Origin of the sequence: Citrobacter sp. (assembly GCF_050252275.1) — a bacterium.
GTDB classification, from domain to species: domain Bacteria; phylum Pseudomonadota; class Gammaproteobacteria; order Enterobacterales; family Enterobacteriaceae; genus Citrobacter_A; species Citrobacter_A amalonaticus.
The window spans coordinates 1-5340 of sequence record NZ_JBFWLF010000304.1 but is presented as its reverse complement, the minus strand read 5'-3'; the positions used below and the strand labels follow the sequence as shown (position 1 = coordinate 5340).

Genomic DNA, 5340 nt, shown 5'->3' with positions numbered 1-5340 from the left:
ATGAGCCCTTTCTCCAGCGCCTGCTGTCCGTACCAGTGTTCACCCGTCGCAACCTGTTCAATGTCCAGAGTCGGACGCATACGATGGACAAAATCTTTAAACAGGTGATGGGTTTCGTTTAAATCCTCACGAAACTTCTGCCGCCCTTCTTCGGTGTTCTCACCCAGCAGCGTCAACGTCCGTTTGTACTGTCCGGCGGTATGCAACTCGATATCGATATCCTTGCCTTTCAGGAAACGGTTGAAGTTGGGGATCTGCGCAACCACGCCAATCGAACCGACAATCGCGAAGGGTGCGGAGACAATTTTGTCCGCCACACAGGCCATCATGTAACCGCCACTCGCCGCGACTTTATCCACGGTCACGGTCAACGGGATCTTTTTATCGCGTAAGCGTTGCAGTTGTGATGCGGCAAGGCCGTAGCCGTGCACAACGCCCCCAGGGCTTTCCAGACGCACCACCACCTGGTCCTGCGGTTTCACCACCGCCAGTACGGCCGTCACCTCTTCACGCAGTGAACTGACCTCGTGGGCATCCATACTGCCTTTGAAATCCAGCACCCAGACGCGCGGTTTATCCGACGTGTCGCTGTCGCCCCGTTTGGCTTTTACTTTGGCGGCTTTCACTTCCTGCTTATGCTTTTTCTTTTGCGCTTTATGCCAGAGTTTCTGTTGATGGCTATCGAGCAGCGCCATCGCCAGTTCATCCTTCATTTCTTTATATTGTTCGCTGAGGTTGGTAACCCGCAGTTCGCCACGCTGGCGCTTACGTTGGGCAACATTCACGATAATGGTGGCAATCGCCGCGATAGCCAGCACAACGGTCACGATTTTTGCTAAAAACAAGCCATATTCAGACAACAATTCCACACGTCCCACCTTGGTTAAACAACTTAGCGTCGGCTCAGTGTACAACAGGTGTAATGCGTCGTCTCGCGGGATATGCGGATGGATAAAAGTATGACAAAGTGTTCATTTTAGGGCGTTATCGCCGTTGGCTGATTGAAATTGAGTCCTGTTTCAGGCATAAACCCGACACACCAACGAGAAGCAGAGCGACCAGGCATGTCGCCGAGGAGTCCCCATGCATTATCAACCGAAACAAGACCTCCTGCAGGATCGCATTATTCTGGTGACCGGCGCCAGCGACGGCATTGGCCGTGAAGCGGCCCTGACCTACGCTCGCTACGGCGCCAACGTCATTTTGCTCGGCCGTAATGATGAAAAATTGCGCCACGTCGCCGACAGCATTACCCAGCAAACGGACCGCCAGCCGCAGTGGTTTACACTCGATCTGTTAACCTGCACCGCTGATGACTGTCATCAACTGGCGCAGCGCATCGGCGGACAGTATCCGCGACTGGACGGCGTCTTACACAATGCTGGTTTACTGGGTGACGTCTGTCCGATGATCGAGCAGGACCCGCAGGTCTGGCAACAGGTTATGCAGGTCAATGTCAATGCAACGTTTATGCTGACCCAGGCATTGCTTCCTTTATTACTTAAGTCAGATTCCGGATCGTTAGTCTTCACCTCCTCCAGCGTGGGCCAGCAGGGTCGTGCTAACTGGGGCGCCTACGCGGCCTCTAAATTTGCTACCGAAGGCATGATGCAGGTGCTGGCAGATGAGTACCAAAACCGTCCGCTGCGCGTAAATTGCATCAATCCGGGCGGCACCCGTACCGGGATGCGCGCCAACGCCTTTCCAACGGAAGATCCGCAAAAACTCAAAACACCCGCCGATATTATGCCGCTGTACCTGTGGCTAATGGGCGACGACAGCCGCCGCAAGACCGGCATGACCTTCGACGCCCAACCGGGCCGCAAACCAGGAATCGCCCAATGAGTGAAGAACGCTATCAACAGCGCCAGCAGCGCGTGAAGGACCGGGTTGACGCCCGGGTAGCCCAGGCCCAGGACGAACGCGGCATCGTGATTGTCTTCACCGGCAACGGGAAAGGAAAAACCACCGCCGCCTTCGGCACCGCCACTCGCGCAGTGGGACACGGTAAAAAGGTCGGCGTGGTGCAGTTTATCAAGGGGACCTGGCCCAACGGCGAGCGTAACCTGCTGGAGCCGCACGGCGTTGAATTTCAGGTGATGGCGACCGGGTTTACATGGGAGACGCAAAACCGCGAAGCTGACACCGCAGCCTGTCTGGCTGTATGGGATCACGGCAAACGCATGCTTGCCGATCCGCAACTGGATATGGTGGTGCTGGACGAACTGACTTATATGGTGGCATACGACTATCTGCCGCTTGAAGAGGTGATTAACGCGCTGAATGCGCGCCCGTCTCACCAGACGGTGATCATCACCGGTCGCGGCTGCCATCGGGATATTCTCGAACTGGCCGATACCGTCAGTGAACTGCGACCGGTCAAACATGCCTTTGAGGCAGGGGTCAAAGCCCAGATGGGGATTGACTATTAAAAAAGGCCCCTCGGGGCCTTTTAGCAATTACGGGATAGCGGATTAACCGTTGTTACTACGACCGCCTGCACGGCGACCGCCGCTCACCTGGCTGTGACGCTTCACGGCACGGCGAATCTGATTTGCCTTCATGCGGCGACGATCTTTCTCTACCGCCACTTTCGAGGTGGTTTCCGGCTCCAGTTCCACCAGCTCACGCAGATAGTTGGTCTGGGCGAGATCCAGTTCCGTCCAGCCGCCGCGCGGCAGACCTTTCGGCAGCGGAATATCACCGTAGCGTACGCGAATCAGACGACTTACCTGCACGCCAACGGCTTCCCACAGCCGACGCACTTCACGGTTGCGCCCTTCGGTCAGGGTGACGTTGTACCACTGGTTGATCCCTTCACCACCGCTGAACTTGATGGTCTTGAACGCCGCCGGACCGTCTTCCAGCTGCACGCCACGGCTTAGATCGCGCAGTTTAGCATCGTCAACCTGGCCAAAGACGCGCACCGCGTATTCACGTTCAACTTCACGGCTCGGATGCATCAGGCGGTTTGCCAGTTCACCATCGGTAGTGAACAGCAGCAGACCGCAGGTATTAACGTCCAGACGCCCTACCGCAATCCAGCGAGCACCGCGCAGTTTCGGTAAGCGATCAAACACCGTAGGACGACCTTCCGGGTCGTTACGCGTGCACAGTTCACCTTCCGGCTTGTAATAGGCCAGAACGCGACAAATTTGTTCCGCCGACTCTTTCACCGAAATCAGGTGACCGTCGATACGAATTTTCAGGCCGGGAGTCACTTCAACGCGATCGCCCAGCGTGGCAATTTTGCCGTCTACGCTGACGCGACCTGCTGCAATGATGGATTCAATTTCACGGCGGGAGCCGTGGCCAGCGCGCGCCAGCACTTTCTGTAACTTTTCGCTCATAGAGCTTCCTTTAGCTGTCGCCTTCACAGGCGTCGAACAGGAGAATCAACGGCGCTTTTCAGCGCCATTTTAAGGCCGCGTAGTATACAGAGTTGCGTCCTTATAAGAAAGGTTTAACGTCTCCGACGCCTTCACGCAAGACAACCGGAGAATCATCGGTTAAATCAATCACCGTTGTGGGTTGCTGGCCCAGATAACCGCCATGAATAATCAGGTCCACCTGCTTTTCCAGTCGATCTTTAATTTCTTCCGGATCGGACTCGGTAAAATCACTGCCTGGCAGCATCAGCGAGGTAGAGAGCATCGGCTCGCCCAGCGTCTGCAATAGTTCGAGCGCGATCGGGTTCGACGGCACGCGCAGACCAATGGTCTTACGTTTTTCCTGCAACAACCGACGCGGTACCTCTTTCGTCCCCTTCAGGATGAAGGTGTAGTTGCCCGGCGTATTGTTCTTGATCAGGCGAAAAGCCACGTTGTCGACAAACGAATAGGTCGACAGTTCGGACAGATCGCGACACATCAGGGTGAAGTTATGTCCATCCGGCAACTGGCGAATACGGCAAATCCGTTCCATCGCGCCTTTGTCTTCAATTTTACAACCGAGCGCGTAGCCGGAGTCGGTTGGATACACAATCACCCCGCCCTTACGCACAATCTCAACCGCCTGGTTGATCAGGCGCTGCTGTGGGTTATCAGGATGAATATAAAAAAACTGGCTCATACTTCCCTCACTGTGGTGTTCTGTGGCTGCTCCCACGTCTGCCAGACGCCTTCAACGCCTGCCGGCAGCCAGAGCTTGCGACCCAACTCGATCCACGGGCAAGGTTGATGAAAATCAGATCCTTGCGATGCCCATAGCTGATGCTGGCGGGCGAGCGTAGCCAGTTGCGTGCGCTCATTCGGGGACTGTTGGCACTGCGCGACTTCCATCGCATCACCACGATGTTGCGCAAAATACGCCACCAGCCTTTTCAGCCACTTAGCGCTAAGATCATACCGCCCAGGATGGGCCAGTACCGCCTTACCGCCAGAATGATGAATGACATCAATAGCTTGTTCTATTGTACACCACTGTGGCGGAACGTATCCTGTTTTCCCGCGCGCGAGATACTTTTTAAACACATCCGCCATGGTGGTCGCTTTACCACACTCCACCAGATAACGGGCGAAATGGCCACGGGTCACCGCGCCGCCATCGGCCAGGCGCAATGCCCCTTCCCATGCGCCGGTGATGTGCGCTTTTTCCAGGCGGTCAGCGATGAGCCGCGCCCGCTGCTGTCGGCGTTCCGTCTGTTGCGCCAGAAACGCGCACATCGCCGGATTTTCAATATCAATATTCAGACCCACAATATGGATTTCGTGGTTTTCCCAGACCGTGGAGATCTCAACGCCAGGGATCAAATTTAGCGCAAGGCCAGAACGTGAAATTTCTTCGCTTGCCGCGGGGATCGCGGCTGTGGTGTCATGGTCGGTAATCGCCAGCGTGCCTACACGCATCTCGACGGCGCGGTGGACTAGCGCTTCTGGCGTCAGCCGTCCATCGGATGCCGTGGTGTGACTGTGCAGGTCATAAATCACTGCATAATTCGTGTCGCTCAAGGCGAACTCCCGTCTCTCAAAAATAGTCTTTCCTGCGCATCATAACGGTTCCGGCAAATTTACTGAAATCAGGTGTTGACAATAACCCATCGAACTAGTTAACTAGTACAAAAGTTCACAAGCAAAAGGGTATCGAAATGAAAGCAACGTTTGTTCTGCACGGTGGGTGGCGCACTTCCTGATTTCGGGCAGTGTATTTCGCGTGTAGATCGCCACCAGATACCCGGCCCGCCAACAGCGCGGGCTTTTTTTTGAACAAAATTACTGAGAATAACCATGCAGACATCAAAACCGACACTTGAACTCATTACCTGCGATGCCGCCTATCGCAAAAACCCGACGGAATTGTTCCACCAGGTTTGCGGTAATCGTCCGGCAACGCTGCTGCTGG

At 55.2% G+C, this 5340-nt stretch carries 6 protein-coding genes, 1 pseudogene and 1 other annotated feature; of the genes and pseudogenes, 3 read left to right on the top strand and 4 right to left on the bottom strand.

From position 1 onward, the window contains the following. On the bottom strand, positions 1-869 hold an 869-nt coding region (sohB, locus tag AB7E14_RS19990), incomplete at its 3' end, for a protease SohB (RefSeq protein WP_428169848.1). Positions 870-1083: 214 nt separating this feature from the next. Between sohB and AB7E14_RS19985 the strand changes: the two genes are divergently transcribed. Then, positions 1084-1845: a YciK family oxidoreductase gene (locus tag AB7E14_RS19985; protein ID WP_044267179.1), complete on the top strand. Its 762-nt coding sequence runs from the start codon at positions 1084-1086 to the stop codon at positions 1843-1845. Next, positions 1842-2432, top strand: a complete 591-nt coding sequence (gene cobO, locus AB7E14_RS19980; protein ID WP_044257724.1) for a cob(I)yrinic acid a,c-diamide adenosyltransferase — start codon at positions 1842-1844, stop codon at positions 2430-2432. Before AB7E14_RS19985 ends, cobO begins: the two co-directional genes overlap by 4 nt. Positions 2433-2474: 42 nt before the next feature. Here the strand turns inward: cobO and rluB are convergent, their stop codons facing one another. From rluB to rnm, 3 genes are all read right to left on the bottom strand, one after another. Further along, positions 2475-3350, bottom strand: coding sequence for a 23S rRNA pseudouridine(2605) synthase RluB (gene rluB, locus AB7E14_RS19975; RefSeq protein WP_058588134.1), 876 nt, complete (start codon positions 3348-3350; stop codon positions 2475-2477). Between the two features lie 100 nt (positions 3351-3450). Then, the gene (locus tag AB7E14_RS19970; RefSeq protein WP_043000530.1) at positions 3451-4071 is read right to left on the bottom strand and encodes an L-threonylcarbamoyladenylate synthase; all 621 of its coding nucleotides are present in this window, start codon (positions 4069-4071) and stop codon (positions 3451-3453) included. Continuing rightward, entirely contained in the window at positions 4068-4949 is an 882-nt protein-coding gene (rnm, locus tag AB7E14_RS19965; protein WP_044257723.1) for an RNase RNM, read from the bottom strand. Before rnm ends, AB7E14_RS19970 begins: the two co-directional genes overlap by 4 nt. A gap of 158 nt (positions 4950-5107) precedes the next feature. Further along, positions 5108-5202, top strand: a sequence feature (Trp leader region). 23 nt (positions 5203-5225) lie between these two features. Here rnm and AB7E14_RS19960 point away from each other — a divergent pair. Then, positions 5226-5340, top strand: a pseudogene (locus AB7E14_RS19960) (anthranilate synthase component I); the annotation flags it as partial.